Annotated in this window: 21 protein-coding genes and 1 other RNA gene; 16 read left to right on the top strand and 6 right to left on the bottom strand. The window is 57.3% G+C overall.

Features of this window, described 5'->3' with window-relative positions; all coding sequences use genetic code 11:
• The 5 genes from CKV94_RS09300 (at position 1) to CKV94_RS09280 (ending at position 3041) form a co-directional block, all read left to right on the top strand.
• On the top strand, positions 1 to 576 hold the full coding sequence (locus CKV94_RS09300) for a peptidylprolyl isomerase (RefSeq protein WP_003821833.1): 576 nt from the start codon (positions 1 to 3) through the stop codon (positions 574 to 576).
• Positions 577 to 602: 26 nt separating this feature from the next.
• On the top strand, positions 603 to 1163 hold the full coding sequence (locus CKV94_RS09295; RefSeq protein ID WP_003821834.1) for a YceI family protein: 561 nt from the start codon (positions 603 to 605) through the stop codon (positions 1161 to 1163).
• A gap of 86 nt (positions 1164 to 1249) precedes the next feature.
• Positions 1250 to 1741, top strand: a complete 492-nt coding sequence (locus tag CKV94_RS09290) for a peptidylprolyl isomerase (protein WP_003821835.1) — start codon at positions 1250 to 1252, stop codon at positions 1739 to 1741.
• Positions 1742 to 1817: 76 nt separating this feature from the next.
• Positions 1818 to 2060, top strand: a complete 243-nt coding sequence (locus tag CKV94_RS09285) for a zinc-ribbon domain-containing protein (protein ID WP_003821836.1) — start codon at positions 1818 to 1820, stop codon at positions 2058 to 2060.
• Positions 2061 to 2066: 6 nt separating this feature from the next.
• The gene (locus tag CKV94_RS09280) at positions 2067 to 3041 is read left to right on the top strand and encodes a glycosyl transferase family 90 (protein ID WP_003821837.1); all 975 of its coding nucleotides are present in this window, start codon (positions 2067 to 2069) and stop codon (positions 3039 to 3041) included.
• An 88-nt stretch (positions 3042 to 3129) separates the two neighbouring features.
• Here CKV94_RS09280 and CKV94_RS09275 read toward each other — a convergent pair whose 3' ends face one another.
• From CKV94_RS09275 to CKV94_RS09255, 5 genes are all read right to left on the bottom strand, one after another.
• On the bottom strand, positions 3130 to 3870 hold the full coding sequence (locus CKV94_RS09275; protein ID WP_003821838.1) for a pseudouridine synthase: 741 nt from the start codon (positions 3868 to 3870) through the stop codon (positions 3130 to 3132).
• 127 nt (positions 3871 to 3997) lie between these two features.
• Positions 3998 to 4777, bottom strand: coding sequence for a 3-deoxy-manno-octulosonate cytidylyltransferase (gene kdsB, locus CKV94_RS09270; protein WP_003821840.1), 780 nt, complete (start codon positions 4775 to 4777; stop codon positions 3998 to 4000).
• Complete coding sequence (locus CKV94_RS09265; protein WP_003821842.1) at positions 4774 to 4956, bottom strand: Trm112 family protein; 183 nt, start codon at positions 4954 to 4956, stop codon at positions 4774 to 4776. The genes kdsB and CKV94_RS09265 overlap by 4 nt, the downstream gene beginning before the upstream one ends.
• Before the next feature lie 143 nt (positions 4957 to 5099).
• Positions 5100 to 6131 carry a tetraacyldisaccharide 4'-kinase gene (gene lpxK, locus CKV94_RS09260; protein WP_003821845.1) on the bottom strand — a complete coding sequence of 344 codons (1032 nt, stop codon included), beginning with the start codon at positions 6129 to 6131 and terminating at the stop codon, positions 5100 to 5102.
• 21 nt (positions 6132 to 6152) lie between these two features.
• Positions 6153 to 6653 (bottom strand): dihydrofolate reductase, encoded by a 501-nt coding sequence (locus tag CKV94_RS09255; RefSeq protein WP_003821846.1) that lies wholly within the window; start codon positions 6651 to 6653, stop codon positions 6153 to 6155.
• Between the two features lie 150 nt (positions 6654 to 6803).
• On the opposite strand from CKV94_RS09255, the gene ribH reads away from it, so the two are divergent.
• The 5 genes from ribH (at position 6804) to rnpB (ending at position 10565) form a co-directional block, all read left to right on the top strand.
• Positions 6804 to 7289 carry a 6,7-dimethyl-8-ribityllumazine synthase gene (ribH, locus tag CKV94_RS09250; protein ID WP_003821850.1) on the top strand — a complete coding sequence of 162 codons (486 nt, stop codon included), beginning with the start codon at positions 6804 to 6806 and terminating at the stop codon, positions 7287 to 7289.
• Positions 7290 to 7313: 24 nt separating this feature from the next.
• The gene (gene nusB / locus CKV94_RS09245) at positions 7314 to 7751 is read left to right on the top strand and encodes a transcription antitermination factor NusB (protein ID WP_003821852.1); all 438 of its coding nucleotides are present in this window, start codon (positions 7314 to 7316) and stop codon (positions 7749 to 7751) included.
• A 216-nt stretch (positions 7752 to 7967) separates the two neighbouring features.
• Positions 7968 to 9428: a TrkH family potassium uptake protein gene (locus CKV94_RS09240; protein ID WP_003821853.1), complete on the top strand. Its 1461-nt coding sequence runs from the start codon at positions 7968 to 7970 to the stop codon at positions 9426 to 9428.
• A 207-nt stretch (positions 9429 to 9635) separates the two neighbouring features.
• Positions 9636 to 9983: an SMI1/KNR4 family protein gene (locus CKV94_RS09235; protein ID WP_003821855.1), complete on the top strand. Its 348-nt coding sequence runs from the start codon at positions 9636 to 9638 to the stop codon at positions 9981 to 9983.
• A 227-nt stretch (positions 9984 to 10210) separates the two neighbouring features.
• An RNA gene (rnpB, locus tag CKV94_RS09230) (RNase P RNA component class A) lies at positions 10211 to 10565 on the top strand.
• A 274-nt stretch (positions 10566 to 10839) separates the two neighbouring features.
• Here rnpB and CKV94_RS09225 read toward each other — a convergent pair.
• Positions 10840 to 11046 (bottom strand): glycine zipper 2TM domain-containing protein, encoded by a 207-nt coding sequence (locus tag CKV94_RS09225; RefSeq protein ID WP_023886327.1) that lies wholly within the window; start codon positions 11044 to 11046, stop codon positions 10840 to 10842.
• Between the two features lie 106 nt (positions 11047 to 11152).
• Here CKV94_RS09225 and CKV94_RS09220 point away from each other — a divergent pair, with 106 nt between their 5' ends.
• The 6 genes from CKV94_RS09220 (at position 11153) to rbfA (ending at position 17723) form a co-directional block, all read left to right on the top strand.
• Entirely contained in the window at positions 11153 to 11599 is a 447-nt protein-coding gene (locus tag CKV94_RS09220) for a CopD family copper resistance protein (RefSeq protein WP_003821861.1), read from the top strand.
• A gap of 295 nt (positions 11600 to 11894) precedes the next feature.
• Positions 11895 to 12320 carry a ribosome maturation factor RimP gene (rimP, locus tag CKV94_RS09215; protein ID WP_003821862.1) on the top strand — a complete coding sequence of 142 codons (426 nt, stop codon included), beginning with the start codon at positions 11895 to 11897 and terminating at the stop codon, positions 12318 to 12320.
• A gap of 36 nt (positions 12321 to 12356) precedes the next feature.
• Complete coding sequence (nusA, locus tag CKV94_RS09210; protein ID WP_003821864.1) at positions 12357 to 13853, top strand: transcription termination factor NusA; 1497 nt, start codon at positions 12357 to 12359, stop codon at positions 13851 to 13853.
• 15 nt (positions 13854 to 13868) lie between these two features.
• On the top strand, positions 13869 to 16634 hold the full coding sequence (gene infB, locus CKV94_RS09205; RefSeq protein ID WP_003821865.1) for a translation initiation factor IF-2: 2766 nt from the start codon (positions 13869 to 13871) through the stop codon (positions 16632 to 16634).
• Positions 16635 to 16995: 361 nt separating this feature from the next.
• Entirely contained in the window at positions 16996 to 17328 is a 333-nt protein-coding gene (locus tag CKV94_RS09200; RefSeq protein WP_003821867.1) for a hypothetical protein, read from the top strand.
• Positions 17329 to 17351: 23 nt separating this feature from the next.
• Positions 17352 to 17723 (top strand): 30S ribosome-binding factor RbfA, encoded by a 372-nt coding sequence (gene rbfA / locus CKV94_RS09195; protein ID WP_003821868.1) that lies wholly within the window; start codon positions 17352 to 17354, stop codon positions 17721 to 17723.
• Positions 17724 to 17766 lie beyond the last annotated feature (43 nt).

The raw sequence follows: 17766 nt of genomic DNA, 5'->3' as shown, positions 1-17766 counted from the left end.
ATGAACAAACCGTTCCGCACACTCATCCTGGCCGCCGCACTCGGCTGCTCCGCCCTCGCCGCCCATGCCGAAACCCGCGTGTTGCTTGAAACCAGCCAAGGCAATATTGAGCTTTCTCTGGATGAAACCCGTGCACCGAAAACCGTGGAAAACTTCCTCGCCTACGCCCGTAGCGGCTTTTACAACGGTACTATTTTCCACCGTGTGATTCCCGGCTTCATGATTCAAGGCGGCGGCCTCACCGCCCAAATGGCCGAAAAAGCCCCCATCCGTCGCGCTCTCGATAACGAAGCCGCCAACGGCCTGAAAAACAACCGCTATACCATCGCCATGGCGCGTACCGCCCAGCCGCACTCCGCCACCAGCCAGTTCTTCATCAACCTGAAAGACAACGAATTCCTCAACCACACCGCCCCCACCGCGCGCGGCTACGGCTATGCTGTGTTCGGCAAAGTAACCGCCGGGCAGGAAGTGGTGGACAAAATCGCCGGCATTCCTACCGGTACCGTGGATATGTATCAAGACGTGCCGCGCACGCCAGTCGTTATCCGCCAAGTGCGGGTTCTTTCGCAATAACCCCAACGTATTAGGAGTGTGATCGTATGAAAAAAACCCTTGCCCTTGCTATTCTTGCCGCCGCCTTCGGCAGCGCCCAGGCCGACACCTATAAAATCGACAGCCACCATGCCAACGCCCGTTTTGCTATCGACCACTTCAACACCAGCACCAACACCGGCGGCTTCTACAACCTCAGCGGCACGGTGGAATACAACCCACAGGCCAAAACTGGCAGCGTGAAAATCGACATCCCTGTGGCCAACTTGCGCAGCGGCAACGAACAGTTCGACCACCACCTCGCCTCTGCCGACCTATTCAACGCCGCCCAATATCCCAGCATGCGCTTTGAATCCACCCGCTTCAACTTCCGCAACGGCAAACTCGCCAGCGTGGACGGCCGCCTTACCCTGCTCGGCCAAACCCACCCCGTACGCCTCAATGCCGACCGCTTCAACTGCTACCACAGCCAGCGCTTCAACGCCCAAGTGTGTGGCGGCGATTTCAGCACCACCATCGACCGCAGCAAGTTTGGCATGAACTTCCTGCAAGGTGTGATCAGCAATCAAGTGAAGCTGAACATCCAAATCGAAGCCGTTAAGCAATAACTCCGCATAAAAGGCTACCTGAAACCCCAAACCGTTTTTCAGGTAGCCTCGTCCCTTTTCTCCAACCTAATTACAGGACAATAAACATGATCAAACTCCACACCAACTTCGGCACCATCGGCATCGAGCTCGACCACGAAAAAGCCCCCGAAACTGCCGCCAACTTCGAACAATACGTGAAAGACGGCTTCTACGACGGCCTTATTTTCCACCGCGTGATCAAAGGCTTCATGATTCAAGGCGGCGGCATGGACGAAAACATGCAGGAAAAACCCTCCCGCGCCCCGATTAAGAACGAAGCCCAAAACGGTCTGAAAAACAACAAATACACCCTCGCCATGGCGCGCACCCAAGCCCCGCACAGCGCCTCCTCCCAATTCTTCATCAACACCAAAGACAACGACTTCCTCAACCACACCTCCCCAAGCCTGCACGGCTGGGGCTACGCCGTATTCGGCAAAGTGGTAGAAGGCCAAGATGTCGTTGACGCCATCGAAGGCGTGTCCACCAAACGCCACGGCTACCACGACGACGTGCCGGTTGAACCCGTAGTCATCACCAAAGCCGAAATCGTATAAGCAAACCAGCCGGGCCGGCCGCAACGTGCCGGCCTAGATTTCACATATAACCATCTATGTATAAAGGGAAAATAACATGATCTTCATCTGGGGCAGCAAAGGTTATTTCGACGACCTTGGCGAAAGCGGCGAGAGCTGCATCTGCGGCCACTGCAACAACCGCGTTAATCTACACATCACCAATGCCTACACCAAATTTACCTTCTTCTTCATCCCCCTGTTCCGCATGGAATCAAAATACTACCTCACCTGCCCCATTTGCTCCCACGGCTGGAAGCTCAAACGCCAGGAAGCCAAACAACTGATGCAGCCCCGCTAAACCGCCATGCCCATCGACCTCGGCATTTACCACCGCCGCCTGCACAAACTCGCCTACTACACCCGCCACAGCCCCTTCGGCCTGTTGCCGCACCGCCTGCTCGCCAAATCCATCGAGCCCGTATTAGCCGAGTTTGCCCGCCTCCCGAGCGAAACCCAGCAGCAAATCCGGCAGCGCGTGGACTACTGCAACCGGCAGAACCAGCCGTTTACCCTTTCAGGTAGCCTAACCCCGGTAGGCCAAGCCGGCAACTTCAAACGCGGCAGCCACACCTCCGCCTACTACTACGACCTCGCCGCCCTGCTACGCTACTTCCCGGCAGAAGCCCGCTTCGCCTACGAATTCGGCGACGTCACCCACATTCCCGCCCAGCCCGCTTTCGTGAAAAGCCGCCCCATCCGGAGCGACAACCAACACTCCGTTTTGCTCAAGCTCGACAGCGTGCGCCACTTCTACATCTACCCCGACCGCACCCCCTTTGCCGCCAAACGCAACCAACTCGTCTGGCGCGGCGCCGCCTTCCAAGAGCAGCGCCTGCGCTTCTTGCAACAATACCACGACCATCCCCAGTGCGACGTCGGCTGCGTACACAAACAATCCATCGGCCAGCCCTACCACCGCAGCTTCATGAGCGTAGGCCAACAGCTGCAATACAAATACATCCTCAGCATCGAAGGCAACGACGTCGCCACCAACCTCAAATGGATACTTGCCTCCCGATCCCTCTGTTTCATGACCACCCCCGTCTACGAAACCTGGCTGCTGGAAGGCCTGCTGCGGCCTGAAGTCCACTACGTCCACCTCCAGCCCGACTACAGCGATTTCGAAGAAAAACTCGCCTTCTACCAGCAACACCCCGATGCCGCCGAACGCATCATCCGCAACGCCAACGCCTATATGCAGCCCTTCTTCAATAGCAGGCAAGAACTGATCACCAGCCTGCTGGTGATGCAGAAATATTTTGAATTAGCCAAAAACTGATGAATCAGCCCGGCCACAACAAAAGGCTACCTGAAACATAGCGTAAACCACACACGCTTTTCAGGTAGCCTTATTCAATTATCTTCAATCAAAACCGCTCGTGCGGCGCTAGATAGCGCCACTGCCCCGGCGGCAGCGCGCCGAGTTTCACCTTGCCGATGCGGATGCGCTTGAGCCCCACCACACGCAACCCGACCAGCTCACACATACGGCGGATTTGGCGTTTTTTGCCCTGTTTCAGCACAAAGCGCAGCTGGTCTTGGTTTTGCCACGACACCTTGGCCGGCCGCAACGCTTCGCCGTCCAGTTTCAAGCCGTGGTTCAGCAGGCGCAGACCTTCTTCGGAAAGTTTGCCCTTCACGCGCACCAGATATTCTTTTTCCACACCGCTGTTTTCGCCGATCAGGCTTTTGGCCACGCGTCCGTCTTGCGTGAGCACTAGTAGCCCGACCGAATCGATATCCAGCCGGCCGGCGGGGGCGAGACCGTGGCGGTGTGCCGCTTTAAACTTTTGCGGGCTGCGGTCTTCCGGCCAATGGTTGGCCTCAGTAATCAACTCAGCGGCGCTGCGGTAGCCTTTTTCGGCCTGCCCGCTCACGAAACCCACGGGCTTGTGCAGCAGGATGGTCACCCGCCCGGCCTGTTCTTCGTGCGCGGCGCGGTGCAGCTCGATGCGGTCGCCCTCGCCCACCTTTTGGCCGAGCACGGCTTTCTCGCCGTTCACACTCACCCAGCCGCGCTCGATATAGGCATCGGCTTCGCGGCGCGAACAGAGGCCGAGCTCGGCCATGCGTTTGGAAAGGCGGACGGTGTTGTCGGGTGTGGTCATATTCGTTTCTTTGTTAGGCAGATTTTGATTTCAGGTAGCCTGCTTGGCATGAGAAGGCTACCTGAAACTATTGGCGAAGCAATGCATTAGGAGATGCAATACTGTAGCGACACTGGAAAATGGTATTTCAGCTAGCCTCTTCGGGATGTCGGGCAAACCAATCGCGCACGCGCTGCAAATCTTCGGCGGTGTCCACCCCGGCGGCGGGGGCGTTGTCGCACACGGTTACGGCGATTTTGCCGCCGTGCCACAACACGCGCAGCTGCTCGAGCGATTCGATGCTCTCCAGCGGCGAGGGCGGCAGGCCGACGTATTGGTGCAAAAAGCCCACGCGGTAGGCATACAGGCCGATATGGCGCAGCGGGGCAAAGCCTTCGGGCAGCACGGCTTGCGTTTCGGCGAAGGCATCGCGCGGCCAGGCAATGGGGGCACGGCTGAAATAAAGGGCGTTGCGCCGCTGATCGAGCACCACTTTCACGCAGTTGGGGTTGAGAAATTCGGCCACGTCGGCAATCGGGTGGGCGGCGGTGGCCATTTGGGCGCTGCTGCTGCCGAGCAATTCGGCGGTGCGGTTGATGAGGGCGGGATCAATCAGCGGCTCGTCGCCCTGCACGTTCACGGCAATATCGCTATCGGCCATGCCGAGCAGCAGCGCGGCTTCGGCCAGGCGGGCGGTGCCGCTGGTGTGCTGTTTGCCGGTGAGCACGGCTTCAATGCCGTATTCGGAGCAGGCGGCGGCAATGGCGGTGTGGTCGGTGGCCACGACGATGCGCTGCGCTTCGCTCAGCTTGGCGCGCTCGGCCACGCGCACCACCATGGGTTTGCCGGCAATATCGACCAAAGCTTTTTCAGGTAGCCTGCTGGAAGCCAGGCGGGCGGGGATGATGACGGTAAACGGGGTGCTCATGCGTGCAGCTCTTCTTCTGTGAGGGGGCGGGCTTCGTTTTCCAGCATGATGGGAATGCCGTCGCGGATGGGGAAGGCCAGCTTGGCTTGGCGGCTCCACAACTCTTGGCGGCCGGCATGGTATTCGAGCGTGCCTTTGGTGAGCGGGCAAACGAGGAGGTCGAGGTATTTTTTGTCCATGGTTTGGTGTCTCCGGTTGGTTGGGTCGGCGCGGCGGGTATCGGGCGCGAACGCCTGTTGGCAAAACTGCTTGCGCTGTGAGGCTGCCCGAAACTTTTCCGCGCGGCCCGCCGTGCCGCTGTTTTCAGGTAGCCTTTCCGTTTTCAGGTAGCCTGTTCCCTATCCGGCAGGCAGCGGCGGATTACGGCCTGCACTAAGGCTTCCGGCAGTTCGGCGCGCACGGGCAATACCCATACTTCCTGCGCGGTGTCGGCGGCGAGCTTCACTGCGTCTTTTTCAGTGACGATGTAGCAGTCGGCTGCGGGCAAATCGGCAATCTGCCAAGCAGCGTGGTCGGGCAGGGCCATTTGCCGTTCGGTTTCGATGCCCAGCCTCGCCAGTTCGGCAAAGAAACGTTCGGGCTTGGCGATGGCGGCGGCGGCGATAACGCTGCGCTGTTTCAGGTAGCCTTCAGGCAAGGGTTCGTGCGGGCGGTGCAGACGGTAAATCTGCCCGCATTGCAGGCGGCTGCGGCAAAGCAACACGTTATCCGGCAGCGCCCAATCCGGCTCGGGTCTGTCGGGCGTGCTGTTGGCGAGCAGCACGGCGTTTACGCTTTCCAGGCGCTGCAAAGGCTCGCGCAAATTGCCGTTGGGCAGCAAATCCAGCGGCCGCCCCACATCGGCGGCGGGGAACACGGCCAGCTCGAAATCGCGTTGCAGAGCGTAGTGTTGCAGGCCGTCGTCGGCAACGATGATTTGCACTTCGGGATGCTCGGCCAAAAGCGCCCTGCCCGCTTCGGCACGGCGGCTGCCAACAGCGGCAGGAGCGCCGGTGCTGCGATGCAGCAGCAGCGGTTCGTCGCCGGCCTGCGCGGCAGTGCTTTGGTTGTTTAACACATGCACACCCTGCCCGCTGCGGCCATAGCCACGGCTGATGATGCCGGGGCGGATGCCGCGCTCCTGCAAGGCACGCACCAAGGCCTGCACCACGGGGGTTTTGCCGCTGCCGCCAGCCTGCACATTGCCCACTACCACCACCGGCACAGGCAGCTTTTCGCTGTGCCGCTGACCTTTCAGGTAGCCTTCACGCCGCCGCGCCGCCAACAGGCCGAACAGCCGCGCCAGCGGCCATAAAATCGGCGTGAGCAGCGGGTTGGGCGTTTGCCAATGGCGCTCGATCAGGCGGTACAGCATTTTTCAGGTAGCCTCGATCTTTCAGCTAGCCTGCCGGGCGCGGCGGTAGTGCACGAAATCGAAGCGGATGCCGTTGGCGGCAGCGGTATGGCTGCTGCGTTCAACCTCCTGCCATTCGGCGGGGTCAAAGGCGGGGAAGAAGGCGTCGCCGTCAATATCCAAGCGCACTTCGGTGAGGCGCAAATCGGTAGCCAGCGGCAGGGCTTGGGCGTAAATCTGTGCGCCACCCATGATGATGATTTCGGGCACGTCGGCCAGCACGGCCAGCGCGGCATCTAAGCTGTCGGCACGTTCCACGCCTTCGGCCTGCCAGAGCGGCTGGCGGGTAATCACGATATTGCGGCGGCCGGGCAAGGGTTTTTTCGGCAGCGAATCCCAAGTTTTGCGCCCCATCACCACGGGTTTGCCCAAGGTGTAGCGTTTGAAAAAGGCGAAATCTTCGGCAATATGCCAGGGCATGGCGTTGCCGCTGCCGATGCAGCGATTGTCCGCCACAGCGGCGATAAGGGTGATGGTTGGCATGGGAGGCTACCTGAAAAGTGGAGCAAAACGCCGCCATTGTAACGCAAGCCATCTTCCTTCACAGCCCCAAAACGTGCGCTTTGGTGTAAAATCCGCTTTCTTTGCGGCGCATGCCGCTTTTGCTTATTTCACTACAACGGAGCAGCGGACATGACCATCATCCCCCCCAACCACGACGGCGCAGGCCTGAATATCGGCATCGTACAAGCCCGTTTTTCCAACGAAATCGGCAGCGCCATGCTTGAAGTGTGCACTGAAAAACTGGTGGAACTGGGCGTACCCGACGGCAACATCACCGTAGCCACCGTGCCCGGCGCGCTGGAAGTGCCGCTGGCGCTGCAAAATATGGCGCAGTCGCACAGCTTTGATGCGCTGGTGGCCTTGGGTGCGGTAATTCGCGGCGAAACCTACCATTTCGAATTGGTGTCGAACGAGTCCGCCGCCGGCATCAGCCGCGTGGGGCTGGATTTCAACATCCCCATCGCCAATGCCGTCCTCACCACCGAAAACGACGAACAAGCCCACGCGCGCATCCAAAGCAAAGCCGCCGAAGCCGCTGTGGTGGCGGTGGAATGCGCCAACCTGCTGCGCCGCCTCAATCCGGCCGGCAACAGCCTGCCCAATGCCATCGTGTAGCCCTTGATTTCAGAAAGCCGAGTAATGAAACCGAAAAACCGCACCCCGCGCCGCCGCGCACGCGAATTTGCCGTGCAGGCGCTGTATCAGGCCGCGCTCAACCAGCTGCCCGATGCCGAAGTAGCCAAAAACATCCGCGAAAACGAATACTTCGCCAAGGCCGACAACGAGCTCTTCACCGCCATTTTCTTCGGCGTGCAGGCCAAACGCCGAGAGCTGATGCAGATTATCCGCCCGCTGCTCGACCGCGACGAAAAAGACCTCAGCCCCATCGAATGCGCCGTGCTGCTGGCCGCTGCCTTCGAGCTGCGTGATATGCCGGAAACGCCCTACCCCGTGATCATCAACGAAGCGATTGAAGTCACCAAAACCTTCGGCGGCATCGACGGCCACAAATTCGTCAACGGTATTTTGGACAAACTGGCGGCCGAACTGCGCCCCAACGATCCGAAACGCGCTTAAGCCGCGCCCGTTGGCCCATGCCGCAGGCTACCTGAAACCGCCGTATCCGCTTTCAGGTAGCCTTTACCGTTTTATCGTGAATATGAATAAAAACAAACCGTAGGATAAACTAAAGCACCCCGCCTGCTATTTTTCAGGTAGCTTCAGCCGCCTCTATGCTATCCCGTTAAAACAGGTACAATACCTGCCGCACAGGCTACCTGAAACCACACCACCATGTATTACAAACTCGCCCCCATCGCCCACGTCCTCTCCCGCCTCGGTTTCGTGTTTTCGCTGCTGCTCTTGGCGCCCACGTTCGTGTCGTATCTCTACCAAGACGCCGCCTTCTGGGTGTTTGCCGACACCGCTGCCGCCACCATCTGCGCCTCCGGCATCATCTGGCTCACCACCCGCAGCCATCAGCGCGAGCTGCGCACCCGCGACGGCTTCACCCTCGTTTTCCTACTGTGGTTGGGTTTTGCCGTGGTCGCCTCCCTGCCGTTTTATTGGTATCTGCCCGGCATCAGCTACACCGACGCCTTCTTCGAAGCCATCTCCGGCCTCACCACCGCCGGCGCCACCGTTTTCACCAACCTCGACAGCTTCCCCCCCTCGCTCAATTTCTGGCGCCACCTGCTCAACTGGGTGGGCGGCATGGGCATCATCGTTTTGGCTGTAGCCATCCTACCCATGATCGGTGTGGGCGGCACCCAGCTTTTCAAAGCCGAAATCCCCGGCATCCACAAAGACAGCAAGCTCGCCCCCCGCATTTCCCAAACCGCCAAAAACCTTTGGCTGATTTACGTTTTCTTCACCCTCATCACCTGCCTCGCCCTGCGCCTGGCCGGCATGAGCTGGCTTGATGCCGTATGCCACGCCATGTCCTGCCTCGGCCTGGGCGGTTTCTCTACCCACGATCAAAACATCGCCTATTTCGATTCCGTGCCCATCGAAATGATTTTGTCTGTCGGCAGCGTCATCGCCGCCATCAACTTCACCAACCACTACTACGCCTTCCGCCAACGCAGCCTCAACGTCTACCGCCGCGACACCGAAGTAAGCGTGATGATTACCGCCCTGATTACCAGCATCATCGTGTGCGCCCTCTACCTGTGGCACAAAGATTTCTACCCCGACTGGTCGCAATCCCTGCGCTTCGTCGGTTTCAACTTCATCTCCATCGGCCTGGCCAACGGCTACGCCAACACCGACTTCGCCGCCTGGCCGCTGCCCGTGTCCCTCTGGATGTTTTTCCTCGCCAATATCCTCTCCAACGCCGGCAGCGCCGGCGGCGGGCTCAAAACCATCCGTGCCATCGTATTGTTTAAATTCAGCCTGCGCGAAATGATGCTGCTGCTGCACCCCAACGCCGTGCACACCGTAAAAATCAACGGCATGCACATCGCCGAGCGCACCGCCATGACCGTGCTCGTATTCACCGCCGTTTACTTCCTCACCATCATCTTCGCCACTTTCGCCCTCATGGCCACCGGCCTCGATTTTGTTACCGCCCTCACCGCCGCCACCGCCTGCATCACCAACGCCGGCCCCGGTCTCGGCAGCGTCGGCCCCGCCGGCAGCTACGCCGAACTAGCCGCCGTGCAAAAATGGCTGTGCGCCGCCGTCATGCTGCTCGGCCGCCTGGAAATCTTCACCGTGTTCATGCTCTTCACCCCCGCCTATTGGCGCAAATAGCGTTGAGCAGTTTCAGGTAGCTTTTATCCCGCTTGAGGCTACCTGAAACATCAATTCTGCCGAAACATGGGATAATTCAGGCTACCAAATCCGGCAGCCCGACTGATTTTCAGGTAGCCTCACCACAGATGATGGCTACCTGAAAAGTAGTGTGGCGTTTATGCCCAATCCGGCTCAACATTCCATCCACCACATCGGAACAAACACATGCCTTTCCCCGTAGAGCCCAAATATATCCAAGCCGCCGAACAAGCCCTCGGCATCCAGCTCCCTCCCCGCTTCAAAGCCAGGCTCTCAGCCGAAAACGGCGGCGAAATCCTGCTCGAACCCGACAACGAAGACAGCAGCTTCACCCTCCTGCCCGTATTCGACACCTCCGATAAAAAACGCCTGCGCCGAACCTGCAATCACATTGCCAAAGAAACCGCCTCTGCCCGGGAAAGCTGGCATGGTTTCCCCACCCAAGCCGTGCTGATTGGCGACAATCAATGCGGCGACTTCCTGCTCCTATTGCCCGAATCCCCGCAACAGCTCGGCGAAGCCGTCTTCCTCTAGTCGAGCGACGGCGGCGAACTGGAACAAGTAGCCAACAGCATCGACGACTTGGCCGAGTAAGCATGTGATCTTTTATCTGATCTTTTCAGGTAGCCTACCAATTGAGCAGCCCTTACAAGGTAATCTAAGCAATTGGTGAACTATGCGAGCAAGACCAAGTTTTCTTTCTGACATCACCATTTTCAGGTAGCCTTTCCCACCCAATCCGTTATAATCCCGCCCGTATCGCAGCAGGCCAGACAGTCGCCGCGCCTTTGGGTGGGGAGGAAAGTCCGGGCTGCACAGAGCAGGATGCCGGCTAACGGCCGGGCGCCGCGAGGCGACGGAAAGTGGAACAGAAAGCATAACCGCCGATGGCTGTGGCAACACGGCACAGGTAAGGGTGAAATGGTGCGGTAAGAGCGCACCGTGCGGCTGGTAACAGTCCGTAGCAGGCTAAACCCCATCCGCAGCAAGACCAAACAGAATGCAACGACGCTGCTCGCCGAGCATTCGGGTAGGTTGCTTGAGCCGCTTGGTAACAATCGGCCTAGAGGAATGACTGTCCAACGACAGAACCCGGCTTACCGGCCGGCTGCGGTACACATTATTTCTAACCGTTTCGATAAAACCGATGCTGCCTGATTTACCCTACCGCGGCCTAATCGGAATAACTGAATATCGAAACTGTGCCAATCCATAAAATATAGTGGATTCAAATAAGAATGGGACAAGGCGGCGAGCCGCAAATAGTACAAGTAGTACAGCAAGGCGAGCCAACGCAGTAGCATTCTTCATTTTAATCCACTACGTCAAAACAACTGCGGGCGGAAGTGCTTTCACACTTCCGCCCGCATCATTAGTAAGGGTTTAGGACTTACTGAACCTGGCTGCCTACTAGACCACCCAGGGCAGCACCACCCAAGGTTGAGCCGGTATCACCGCCAATCACATTACCGGCCACACCGCCCACTGCGGCACCCACAGCAATATTGCGCTGTTTGGTGGTCATGCCGGTACAAGCGCTCAGAGAGGCAGTAAGCAGCATAACAGTGAAAATAGAAGTAATAGTAGATTTTCTCATGATATATACCCTTTCTGTCAGTATCAGAGAGGCATGGCGGATTTGACCGCCCTACCTGCCTGTGAGAGTATCGCATTTTTCTGTGATTGCATCAAAAGGCAGGTAAATGTCTGTTTACTCCGTTGCACACATCATTCACTTATTCTGTGCCATTACCTTCGTGGGCGGGGTGTTGTTTGAGTCGCTGGTTTTATCGGTGCTGCACACCAAAAAAGTCAGCCGTGAGGCTCGGCGCGAAGCCGAACGGGCACTTTCCGCTCGGGCGGTGAAAGTCATGCCCTGGGTAGTTGGGTTGCTGTTTCTTTCCGGCCTGGTGATGATGCACCGCTACCTGCAAATTCTCCACAATCCGTTTGCCAATTCTTTCTTTATCCAGCTCTCCATCAAGCTGCTGCTGGCTTTCAGCATCCTCTGCCACTTTCTGGCCGCTGTTACCCGTATGCGCCGCCACACCATGACCGTGGCCTTTTCCAAATACATCCATCGCGCCGTGCTGGTGCAGATGCTGCTGATTGTGTTTCTGGCTAAGGCAATGTTTTACATCGCGTGGTAACACAGGCTACCTGAAAGTATCAATCGCAATCTAAGTAAAAATAAAGTTTCCGAACTACTTGAGCCAAAACATAAGCCTCAACGAAGTTTAAAACCAAAATCCAATCTTCCCCTTCGTTCCAATCCAGCATTGTTGCGCGATTCTCACAGCCCGCCCGTCACCCTGCACACCAGGCGCAAACAGATTTGCCAAATCGCCGAATATGGTTTAGAATCGCGCCGTTTTTCAGTTATTTATACGAGATAAATGAGAAATGGCCCCGAGGCCATTTTTTTGTTTTTTCAACTAGGGAATCATGGATATTCAAGCCGTTTTAGAAAAAACCCTGCCCGGCCTGGGCTATGAATTGGTGGATTTCGAGCTCACCGCGCAAGGCGATTTGCGCGTGTTTATCGACAAGCCCGAAGGCATTACCGTGGAAGACTGCGCCACCGTCAGCAACCACTTGAGCCGCCTCTTCATGGTGGAAGATGTGGACTATAAACGGCTGGAAATTTCCAGCCCCGGCCTCGACCGACCGCTAAAAAAGGCAGCCGACTTCATCCGTTTTTCAGGTAGCCTCGTCAAGCTGAAAACCCGTTTGCCGGTGGAGGGTCAGAAAAACTTCATCGGCCACATCGAAAACTTTGAAAACGATGTGCTGACTATCGCCTTCGATGGCAAAACTGCTGCCATCGAATTATCCAATATCGACCGGGCGCACCTGAAGCCCGAATTCTAATTTGCCTATTTATCAATTAATGGAGAGTTCATTCCCATGAGCCGCGAAATGTTGCAACTGGCCGAAGCCCTGGCCAGCGAAAAAAACGTTGAATCCGAAGTGGTATTCGAAGCATTGGAGTTCGCCCTGTCGGTGGCCGCCAAGAAAAAGGCCGACCGCGAACACATGGACGTGCGCGTGAGCATCGACCGTAACACCGGTGAATACCACACCTTCCGCCGCTGGTTAATCGTGGCGGATGAAGACTACACCTATCCCGACACGCAAAAAACCATCGAGGAAATCCAAGAAGAATTCCCCGATTCCCCACTGCAAATCGGCGAGTATTACGAAGAAGAGCTGGAAAACGTGGCCTTCGGCCGTCAAGCCGCACAAACTGCCAAGCAAATCATTTTACAGCGCATCCGCGATGCCGAGCGCGAGCAGATTCTGCAAGAATTCCTCGCCCGCCGCGAAGACGTGGTAATGGGCACGGTAAAACGTGTGGAACGCCACGGCATCATCGTGGAAATAGGCCGTTTGGACGCGCTGATTCCACGCGACCAATGCATCCCGCGCGAAAACTTCCGCAGCGGCGACCGCATCCGCGCCCTCTTCCTGCGCGTGGACGAACAAGGCAACAGCGGCCGCAAACAAGTTATCCTCAGCCGCACCTCACGCGAATTTTTGGTGAAACTGTTTGAACAAGAAGTGCCGGAAATCGAAGACGGCCTGCTGGAAATCAAAGAAGCCGCCCGTGATCCCGGCCAACGCGCCAAAATCGCCGTTAAATCCAATGATGCACGTATTGATCCGCAAGGCACCTGCATCGGCGTGCGCGGCTCGCGCGTGAATGCCGTATCCAACGAATTGGCCGGCGAACGGGTGGACGTGGTGCTATGGTCGCCCGAAACTGCCCAGTTTGTGATTAACGCGCTCTCCCCCGCCGAAGTCAGCCGCATTCTGATTGACGAAGACAACCATTCGGTAGATGTTATCGTGGCCGAAGACCAGCTCGCGCCTGCCATCGGCCGCGGTGGCCAAAACGTACGCCTCGCCGCCGACCTCACCGGCTGGCAGCTTAACATCATGACCGTACAGGAAGCTGAAGAGCGTCACGAAGCCGAAGATGCGCAGATTCGCAGCCTGTTTATGCAGCATCTGAACGTGGACGAGCAAACAGCTGATCTGCTGATTGAAGAAGGCTTCGCCGCTCTGGAAGAAGTGGCCTATGTGCCTGCTGCCGAACTGGTGGAAATCGGCTTCGACGAAGCCACCGTAGAAACGCTGCGCAACCGTGCTCGCGACGCCATCCTTACTCTGGCCATCATGTCGGAAGAAAAACTGGACGAAGTGGAAGAAGAGCTGAAAACCCTCAACGGCATTGACCAAGACATGCTGCGCGATTTGGCGCAAGCTGGCATCACCACCCGCGACAGCTTGGCTGAGCTTTCCACCGACGAATTGATCGAAATCACCGGTGTGAGCGAAGAAGAAGCCAAAACCGTTATTTTGGCCGCCCGCGAACATTGGTTTGCCGAAACACAGGAATAAGGAGGCCGGAAACTTATGAGTAATACCGTACAACAATTTGCCGCCGAACTGAAAAAATCCGTGCCCACGCTCTTGGAGCAGCTCAAAGCCGCCGGCGTGGAAAAAAGCAGCGGTGCCGACAGCATCAGCCCGGCAGACAAACAAGCTCTACTGACCCACCTGCGCAAACAGAACGACAGCGGCACCGTATCCATCAGCGTGAGCCGTACCCGCACCGAGCGCAGCACTGTGGCTGGCGTACAAGTGGAAACCCGCCGCCGCCGCCGCGTGGCCGTGCCGCCGATTGAAGCAGTTGCCGAGAGCAAACCCGCTGCTGAAGTTGCCCCGGCACAACCAGCCGCAACTGTTGCCACAGAAGCACCTGCAGCCGCCCCTGCCGTGGAAGAACCAAATGTTCAGGTAGCCTCAGAAGCTGTCGAAACAACAGTGGTTGAAACACCTACCATGGAAACTACTGCTGCCAAAACTGATGCTACACCGGCAGCTACTGAAGTAGCCACGCCGGATGACGCTCCGGCAGCCGAAGCCAAACCGAAACGCAGCCGCAAACCGAAAAAAGAAAAGGCCCCTGAGCCAACACCGCAACCGGTGGAAGTGGTTAGTGCCGCCGAAAAGGCCATGCGTGACGAAGAAGCCCGCCGTGCCGAAGCCCTGCGTGCCCACCAACAAGCCCTGCTGAAAGAAAAACAGGAGCGCCAGGCCCGCCGCGAAGCAGCCAAACTGCAGGCGCAGCAGGAAGCCAAGCTGGCCAAAGAGCAGCAGTCTGCCCCGCGCAGCGCCGCACCGAGCGAAAAAGCCCCCCTTTCCTCCGGCAATGCCGCTCCCAGCGGCAGCCGCCCGAAAAAAGGCGATCGCCACCAGCAGCGCGACGACGATATGCCGCGCGGCCGTTCCGCCAAAGGCAAAGGCAAAGAACGCAGTAATCGTGGCGATGAGGAGCGCGTACGTGGTGGCAAAAAAGGCAAGAAACAGCTCAAGCTGGAGCCGAACCAACACGCCTTCCAAGCCCCGACCGAGCCGGTGGTGCACGAAGTGCTCGTGCCCGAAACCATCACCGTGGCCGATTTGGCACACAAAATGGCAGTTAAGGGCGTGGAAGTGGTGAAAGCCCTGATGAAGATGGGCATGATGGTGACCATCAATCAATCGCTCGACCAGGAAACCGCATTGATTGTGGTGGAAGAAATGGGCCATATCGGCAAACCCGCTGCTGCGGATGATCCCGAAGCCTTCTTGAACGACACTGAAACCGCCGTTCAAGCCGAAGCCCTGCCGCGCCCGCCGGTGGTAACCGTAATGGGCCACGTGGACCACGGTAAAACTTCGCTGCTCGACTACATTCGTCGCGCCAAAGTGGTGCAAGGCGAAGCCGGCGGCATTACCCAGCACATCGGTGCCTACCATGTGCAGACCCCGCGCGGTGTTATCACTTTCCTAGATACCCCCGGCCACGAAGCCTTTACCGCGATGCGTGCACGCGGTGCCCAGGCCACTGATATCGTGATTTTGGTCGTGGCCGCCGATGACGGCGTGATGCCGCAAACCATCGAAGCCATTGCCCATGCCAAAGCGGCCGGCGTGCCGATGGTGGTGGCAGTGAACAAAATCGATAAGGAAGCCGCCAATCCCGAGCGTATTCGCCAAGAGCTGACCGCACATGAAGTGATCCCCGATGCTTGGGGCGGTAATGTGCAGTTTATCGATGTTTCCGCCAAACAAGGCATCAATATCGATGCGCTTTTGGAAGCCGTGCTGCTGGAAGCCGAAGTGCTCGAACTGAAAGCGCCAGTAGACGCACCAGCCAAAGGCATCATCGTGGAAGCCCGTCTGGACAAAGGCCGCGGCGCGGTGGCCACCCTGCTGGTACAGAGCGGCACGCTGAAAAAAGGCGATATGCTCCTGGCCGGCACGGCCTTCGGCAAAGTCCGCGCTATGGTGGACGAAAACGGCAGACAGGTACAGGAAGCCGGCCCCTCCATTCCGGTGGAAATCCTCGGCCTTTCCGACGTCCCCAACGCCGGCGAAGACGCCATGGTGTTGGCCGACGAGAAAAAAGCCCGCGAAATCGCCCTGTTCCGCCAAGGCAAATACCGCGACGTGCGGCTGGCCAAACAGCAGGCTGCCAAACTGGAAAACCTGTTTGCCAACGCCGGCGACGGTCAGGCAGCGCAAAATCTGTCCGTTATCATCAAAGCCGACGTGCAGGGTTCGTACGAAGCGCTTTCAGGTAGCCTCAAAAAGCTGTCAAACGACGAGGTGAAAGTGGAAGTGCTGCACAGCGGCGTAGGCGGCATTACCGAAAGCGATGTCAACCTAGCCATCGCCTCCGGTGCCTTCATTATCGGCTTCAACGTGCGTGCCGATGGTTCCGCACGCAAGCTGGCCGAAAACGAAGACATCGAAATCCGCTACTACAACATCATCTACGACGCCATCGACGATGTGAAAGCAGCCATGAGCGGTATGCTTGCTCCCGAGCAGAAAGAGCAGCAAACCGGCACGGTAGAAATCCGCCAGGTTATCAATATTTCCAAAGTGGGCAATATTGCCGGCTGTATGGTTACCGACGGCCTCATCAAGCGCGACAGCCGCGTGCGCCTCATCCGCGACCATGTGGTGATCCACACTGGCGAGCTCGAATCGCTCAAACGCTTCAAAGACGATGTGAAAGAAGTGCGCATGGGCTTCGAATGCGGCTTGATGCTGAAGAACTACAACGATATCCAAGAAGGCGACATGCTGGAAGCCTTTGATATCGTGGAAGTGGCTCGTACCCTGTAAACAGGCATCAAGCGAAACAAGAGGCTGCCCGAATCCGTTTCAGGTCGCCTCTTGTTATATCTGAAGCACAACAGGCTGCATTGAGAGCATTGTGGCGCAGTAAAATGTTGGGCAAATCAGCAACTTTGCCAAAGCTCCACATTTCGATGATGGTTTTTATAGCCAACCAACTTAACTTTCGCTACGGCGTTAGTTCACCTTGTATCGACAGTCAATTTGGCTTGCTATAACAATTTGGCTATATATGTAAAGAAATAAATGCCTCAGCCTATACCCAGCCGGCGATGGTTGTCGTATCATATCGCCTGTTTACACCGTGTTTGCCCACCATACCAACCGCTGCCCTGATGAGTACGCGAAAATGAACGACAAACAAACCTACACTTTTGAAACGTTTACCCTAATCCGAGAAATACGCCAACGTGAAAACGATGAACCGATCATCGTGGCTACCCTTGTCATGCCCGACAACTTCGTGCTTACTGGACGGCTGCCCATGCGCCCTGTTGACCGTGAAAACGACCTCAACGTTATTCGCTTTTTGGAAAAGTCCTTCGACCTGAAGCCCTATTTCAAAACATACACTTTTGAAGAACAGTTGGGCGAATTCGATCAACTGCGCATCCAACATCGTAAAAAACAATACGATTCGCTGATGGATGCCCTGCTCGACCGCACCAGCGAACTGAAATAACCCCCTATATCGAGAAAGACCACATGGCCAAAACCCACCGCGGCTACGCCCGCCAAGACCGCGTGCGCGAACAGATTATGCGCGAGCTGGCCGAGCTCGTCCGTACCGGCCTTAAAGACCCGCGCGCCGGCTTCATCACCATCAACGAAGTCGAGCTTACCCGCGACTACAGCCATGCCACCGTGTATTACACCGTGCTCGACGATGCCACGCGTGAAATTACCGCCGAAGCGCTGGAACACGCCAAAGGCCATCTGCGCAGCGAGCTCTCCCGCCGCATCAAGCTGTTTAAAACGCCCGAGCTGCACTTCAAATACGACCAATCGCTCGAACGCGGCATGAGCATCTCCCAATTAATCGAACAGGTTGCCGCCGAAGAACCGGTACAAGATTAGGCTACCTGAAAAATATGCCCTGTTGATTGAACAGGGCTTTTCT

Source organism: Eikenella corrodens, from assembly GCF_900187105.1.
GTDB classification, from domain to species: domain Bacteria; phylum Pseudomonadota; class Gammaproteobacteria; order Burkholderiales; family Neisseriaceae; genus Eikenella; species Eikenella corrodens.
Note: the sequence above shows the minus strand (reverse complement) of the source record. Positions and strands in the feature narration are given on the sequence as shown.

Bases quoted from the DNA above. Each gene is read 5' to 3' on its own strand.
- CKV94_RS09300 (WP_003821833.1), top strand. From the start codon at position 1: ATGAACAAACCGTTCCGCACACTCATCCTGGCCGCCGCACTCGGCTGC.
- CKV94_RS09295 (WP_003821834.1), top strand. From the start codon at position 603: ATGAAAAAAACCCTTGCCCTTGCTATTCTTGCCGCCGCCTTCGGCAGC.
- CKV94_RS09290 (WP_003821835.1), top strand. From the start codon at position 1,250: ATGATCAAACTCCACACCAACTTCGGCACCATCGGCATCGAGCTCGAC.
- CKV94_RS09285 (WP_003821836.1), top strand. From the start codon at position 1,818: ATGATCTTCATCTGGGGCAGCAAAGGTTATTTCGACGACCTTGGCGAA.
- CKV94_RS09280 (WP_003821837.1), top strand. From the start codon at position 2,067: ATGCCCATCGACCTCGGCATTTACCACCGCCGCCTGCACAAACTCGCC.
- CKV94_RS09275 (WP_003821838.1), bottom strand. From the start codon at position 3,870: ATGACCACACCCGACAACACCGTCCGCCTTTCCAAACGCATGGCCGAG.
- kdsB (WP_003821840.1), bottom strand. From the start codon at position 4,777: ATGAGCACCCCGTTTACCGTCATCATCCCCGCCCGCCTGGCTTCCAGC.
- CKV94_RS09265 (WP_003821842.1), bottom strand. From the start codon at position 4,956: ATGGACAAAAAATACCTCGACCTCCTCGTTTGCCCGCTCACCAAAGGC.
- lpxK (WP_003821845.1), bottom strand. From the start codon at position 6,131: ATGCTGTACCGCCTGATCGAGCGCCATTGGCAAACGCCCAACCCGCTG.
- CKV94_RS09255 (WP_003821846.1), bottom strand. From the start codon at position 6,653: ATGCCAACCATCACCCTTATCGCCGCTGTGGCGGACAATCGCTGCATC.
- ribH (WP_003821850.1), top strand. From the start codon at position 6,804: ATGACCATCATCCCCCCCAACCACGACGGCGCAGGCCTGAATATCGGC.
- nusB (WP_003821852.1), top strand. From the start codon at position 7,314: ATGAAACCGAAAAACCGCACCCCGCGCCGCCGCGCACGCGAATTTGCC.
- CKV94_RS09240 (WP_003821853.1), top strand. From the start codon at position 7,968: ATGTATTACAAACTCGCCCCCATCGCCCACGTCCTCTCCCGCCTCGGT.
- CKV94_RS09235 (WP_003821855.1), top strand. From the start codon at position 9,636: ATGCCTTTCCCCGTAGAGCCCAAATATATCCAAGCCGCCGAACAAGCC.
- CKV94_RS09225 (WP_023886327.1), bottom strand. From the start codon at position 11,046: ATGAGAAAATCTACTATTACTTCTATTTTCACTGTTATGCTGCTTACT.
- CKV94_RS09220 (WP_003821861.1), top strand. From the start codon at position 11,153: ATGTCTGTTTACTCCGTTGCACACATCATTCACTTATTCTGTGCCATT.
- rimP (WP_003821862.1), top strand. From the start codon at position 11,895: ATGGATATTCAAGCCGTTTTAGAAAAAACCCTGCCCGGCCTGGGCTAT.
- nusA (WP_003821864.1), top strand. From the start codon at position 12,357: ATGAGCCGCGAAATGTTGCAACTGGCCGAAGCCCTGGCCAGCGAAAAA.
- infB (WP_003821865.1), top strand. From the start codon at position 13,869: ATGAGTAATACCGTACAACAATTTGCCGCCGAACTGAAAAAATCCGTG.
- CKV94_RS09200 (WP_003821867.1), top strand. From the start codon at position 16,996: ATGAACGACAAACAAACCTACACTTTTGAAACGTTTACCCTAATCCGA.
- rbfA (WP_003821868.1), top strand. From the start codon at position 17,352: ATGGCCAAAACCCACCGCGGCTACGCCCGCCAAGACCGCGTGCGCGAA.